This window comes from uncultured Candidatus Puniceispirillum sp., from assembly GCF_963979125.1.
Taxonomy (GTDB): Bacteria; Pseudomonadota; Alphaproteobacteria; order Puniceispirillales; family Puniceispirillaceae; genus Puniceispirillum.
The window spans coordinates 1-4,074 of record NZ_CAXBVX010000136.1 but is presented as its reverse complement, the minus strand read 5'-3'; the positions used below and the strand labels follow the sequence as shown (position 1 = coordinate 4,074).

Below are 4,074 nucleotides of genomic sequence, written 5' to 3'. Positions count from 1 at the left end.
CGCACAATAGACTTTTGAAAACGGATTTGAGATACGCAGTAAACACATTAAATACATCACACAGGTACTTCAGTAAGCCACCACAACATCAAACACGGACGCCAGTTTCGCGGTCAATCACCCCAAATTCTCCGGTCTCGTCAGCAGCCTCCCCTAAAAAGGTAATCATCGTTGTCTGAAGTTGCGCCTTGGTGACGGCAAACAGACTCGACGCACTTACATAATGCGGCATGGTCAACAGCCACAGGCTTATTATGAATATACTCACACCTTTCATTCGACACTCCATTTCAGTGTCGAACCAGTTTAATGGCGTTAGTGTATTGGCCAAAGCAAGATATTGGGAATCGTCCAAAATCATGCGTAACTCTTGGAATTTAGTGAATGCAGACTATATCTTAATCATGCGGTATCTGAAAATAATCATATTAGTAATTACATTGACGCCAGCTCCGGCTTTAGCGGATCAGACCAACCCAGCTCTGAACGATCTATTTAGGGCGTTGCAGGTCACAACATCAGCTAAAGCCAAAGACATTGAAAGCAAGATTTGGTCGTTATGGGTTGTGCATGACAGCAATCCGGATGCAACCGGCATGATGCGTCTGGGCATGCAGATGATGCAAGCTAACCAGCTGACCGAAGCTGGACGTGTTTTTTCCCGTCTTATAGATATAGAACCTGACTTCGCCGAAGCATGGAACAAGCGCGCAACAATACGCTATATGTTAGGTAATCATGATGGCTCTAAAGCCGACATCGTCGAAGTGCTTGAGCGTGAGCCTCGACATTTTGGAGCTTTGTCCGGGCTGGCCATGATACATATGCAAAACGGTAATCTGAAAGGAGCACTGAACGCCTATGAGGCAGCATTGCAGGTTAATCCGTTCATGATAAACGCCCAGCATATGATCGATGCCTTAAAGCGAAAACTGCAAGGCCAGGCACTTTAACCTGCCTCACTATGCCTTGCAGATAATCTTGGCCTTGCAGATAAATTTGGACCTATGATTTCGGAATGACTTCATATCCAGCTGCTTCTGGCTCATCATCGATCATTTCAGCCGGAAAGCCCGGTGCCAGAATGTCAACACCAACCACCTCTTCCAGTCGCTTAATGATATTTGGCGACCACTCGCGCGGACCAAAGCGATCCTGACCATCTTTGAAAACTTCGATCAACTTGGGCGATATTTCCAGCGGCACACCAGCACGGTCAGCAATACTCTGAAACAGGCTAATATCCTTGATTACCAGATCCATAGTGAAGTTAATGTCCCGACTACCATTCAGAATGACCTGACTTTCGGTTTCATGAACAAAGGAATTACCCGAAGAGATGCGAATCGCTTCATACGTTGTATTAAGATCCATTCCAGCCATTTTTGATGTTACTAGCGCCTCACATACGGTCACCAGATTTGCAGTGGCCAGATAGTTGGTCATCACCTTGAGAACCGAAGCCGAACCCAACGGGCCTGTATGCAACACGCGGCGCCCCAAAATGGTTAAAACAGGCAGCATCTTCTCAAATACATGTCGATCACAACCGGCAAAAATCGCAATATTGCCCGTAGCAGCACGATGACATCCGCCTGAAACCGGACAATCTACCGGAAAAGCACCTGTTGCCAGAACCTTTTCACCCAGTCGTTTAACCTCGGTTTCATCGGTCGTGCTCATCTCAGCCCAGATTTTACCTGCCGACAAACCCGCCAGAACGCCGTCTTCAGCTTCCATGACCGCGGCACTGGCAGCTGGTGATGGCAGGCACGTAATAATCACATCGCTGGCGGCTGCCATCTCTTGTGATGTTTCTGCCCAGCGCGCACCTGCATCCAGAAACGGTTGTGCAACGTCTTTATCCAGATCACGAACGATCACGTCAAATTTATTGCGAATGAGGCTGCCAGCAAGCTTGCCGCCAACATTTCCCAGTCCGATAAAACCGACTGTCACCATCTTGCATCTCCAAATTATGGTTGGGTTAAGCGCCAATCATTATGACTATTGGACGCCAAACAACCCTATCTATATTTAAAAATGAAATGCAAGCAGGATCCAAGTTGTGATGCCATCTTAAATTATAAATCACAAATCGCATGGCCGGATCGCCACGAAAATGCCAAGCCAGAAAACTTTGCTAGATACGAACGACCCGCATCGAATTCGTTGTGCCTGCAATGCCAAATGGCATACCGGCAACCACAACAATATGCCCGCCATTGCTTGCCATGCCGTTCTTGCGAACTAGATCAGCCGCCTCGGCAATCGCATTTTCAAAATCTTGGCTATAGGCGCTATGCGCGGTTGTTGTACCCCATAATATGGCAAGCCTGCGTTGCACATCCATATGCGGGGTCATGACAATGAACGGCGTATCAGGGCGTTCGCGTGCAATACGGATGGCGGTGTTGCCTGATGTAGAAAAGGCAACCATAACATCAGCATCAACCGCATCTGCCAATGCTACGCTGGCGCGGGCAACGGCGTGATATACAGTTGGCTCGACTGGCAATTGCGCGTGTTTGCTAGCGGCATCCTCACGAATATGGGTTTCGGCAGCGCGTACAATGCGCGCCATAATCTCGACCGACTCGATAGGATACTGGCCCGCAGCGGTTTCAGCGGACAACATCACCGCATCGGTGCCATCAAATACAGCACCGGCAACATCCGACGCTTCGGCACGGGTCGGTGCAGGCGCGGTAATCATCGATTCCAGCATTTGCGTTGCAACCACGACTGGCTTGCCGACCATCCGGCATTTAGCAATGATCTTTTTCTGCCAGGCTGGTACATCCTCGGGAGGTAATTCAACGCCAAGATCACCACGAGCCACCATTATGCCATCCGAAGCTTCGATGATCGCACCCAGTTCTTTCAAGGCAGATGGCTTTTCAATTTTTGCCATCAGTGCGGCACGCTTGCCTACCAACGCACGTGCTTCGACCATATCGCTGGCGCGCTGGACAAAAGACAAAGCAACCCAGTCAACATTTTTGCTCAAGGCAAATTCCAGATCGGACATATCTTTGTCAGTGAGCGGTTTTGTGTCGAGAACAATATCGGGGATATTAACACCCTTGCGGCTTTTTAAAGAGCCGCCAACAACGACTTCGGCAACAAAACTGTCATCGCTCAGGCTTTTGACCACCAGAACAAGCTTGCCATCATCCATCAGGAAACGTGCGCCGGGATACATTGCAGCAAAAATTTCAGGATGCGGCATGCCAACGCGCGTCGCCGAACCAATCGCTTTGTCCTGATCGAAGGTGATCTGATCTCCGGCTTTTATATCAACGCCATCAGCCACCTCGCCGATACGATATTTTGGCCCTTGCATATCAGCCAGTATGCAGGTTGGTATGCCGGTTTCGGTTTCAATCTGGCGAATCGCGTCAATGCGGGCACCTTGTTCTTCCTGTGTGCCATGCGAGAAGTTCAAACGAAAAACATTCACCCCCGCTTCGATCAGACGCCTTAAGCTATCGGGGTCAGAGGATACGTTACCAAGTGTTGCAACAATTTTTGTTGCCCGTTTTTGACCATTTGTGACCATGTCCGGAAATGCCTCTGATGCTGTCATGATATGAATTTACCCCTTAAATATGACTTTAACTTTTCACGAAAAAATGAACCCGCTTTAGTTAACTGTAAACAGGTTAAAAAACTAGCCTGTAACACGGTATCGTAGAACATATCTTGAAAAAACAAGCCCATCTTTCGGTTCATTTGTATGTCTGTCTTGGCGAAAAGTCACACTAAAACCAGAAAATCTGCTGAATTACACACTCAGATACTGATGATGTAATAGTCAATAGGGGGACATTATGAAAAAATTATTCAAATCAGCTATCACCACAGTCGCTCTTGGCGCTTCTGTAGCGTCATTTTCTAGTGGCGCACAAGCTTGCGGCACGATCGAAATGGGTGACTTTGATTGGAACAGTGCGAAATTGCATTCTGCAATCGCAACGACAATTAGTGAATAAGGTTATGGCTGTACCGTTAATGTTACGACTGGCTCAACCTTGCCAATCATGACAGCTTTGTATGAAAGCCAGTTAGATG

General features: G+C 47.9%; 5 protein-coding genes. 2 read left to right on the top strand and 3 right to left on the bottom strand.

The window, feature by feature from the left end:
- Positions 1-88: 88 nt before the first annotated feature.
- On the bottom strand, positions 89-277 hold the full coding sequence (locus ABNT28_RS10270; RefSeq protein WP_348721533.1) for a hypothetical protein: 189 nt from the start codon (positions 275-277) through the stop codon (positions 89-91).
- Positions 278-440: 163 nt separating this feature from the next.
- Between ABNT28_RS10270 and ABNT28_RS10265 the strand changes: the two genes are divergently transcribed.
- Positions 441-953, top strand: a complete 513-nt coding sequence (locus ABNT28_RS10265) for a tetratricopeptide repeat protein (protein WP_348721532.1) — start codon at positions 441-443, stop codon at positions 951-953.
- Between the two features lie 52 nt (positions 954-1,005).
- Here ABNT28_RS10265 and ABNT28_RS10260 read toward each other — a convergent pair whose 3' ends face one another.
- Complete coding sequence (locus tag ABNT28_RS10260) at positions 1,006-1,962, bottom strand: NAD(P)-dependent oxidoreductase (protein ID WP_348721531.1); 957 nt, start codon at positions 1,960-1,962, stop codon at positions 1,006-1,008.
- Between the two features lie 181 nt (positions 1,963-2,143).
- Complete coding sequence (gene pyk / locus ABNT28_RS10255; RefSeq protein ID WP_348721530.1) at positions 2,144-3,589, bottom strand: pyruvate kinase; 1,446 nt, start codon at positions 3,587-3,589, stop codon at positions 2,144-2,146.
- Between the two features lie 244 nt (positions 3,590-3,833).
- On the opposite strand from pyk, the gene ABNT28_RS10250 reads away from it, so the two are divergent.
- Positions 3,834-3,995, top strand: a complete 162-nt coding sequence (locus ABNT28_RS10250) for a hypothetical protein (protein ID WP_348721529.1) — start codon at positions 3,834-3,836, stop codon at positions 3,993-3,995.
- The last annotated feature ends 79 nt before the right edge of the window (positions 3,996-4,074 follow it).

What these genes read in the sequence shown, in the direction of transcription:
- ABNT28_RS10270 (WP_348721533.1), bottom strand. Translation starts at nt 277, where the DNA reads ATGAAAGGTGTGAGTATATTCATAATAAGCCTGTGGCTGTTGACCATG.
- ABNT28_RS10260 (WP_348721531.1), bottom strand. Translation starts at nt 1,962, where the DNA reads ATGGTGACAGTCGGTTTTATCGGACTGGGAAATGTTGGCGGCAAGCTT.
- pyk (WP_348721530.1), bottom strand. Translation starts at nt 3,589, where the DNA reads ATGACAGCATCAGAGGCATTTCCGGACATGGTCACAAATGGTCAAAAA.
- ABNT28_RS10250 (WP_348721529.1), top strand. Translation starts at nt 3,834, where the DNA reads ATGAAAAAATTATTCAAATCAGCTATCACCACAGTCGCTCTTGGCGCT.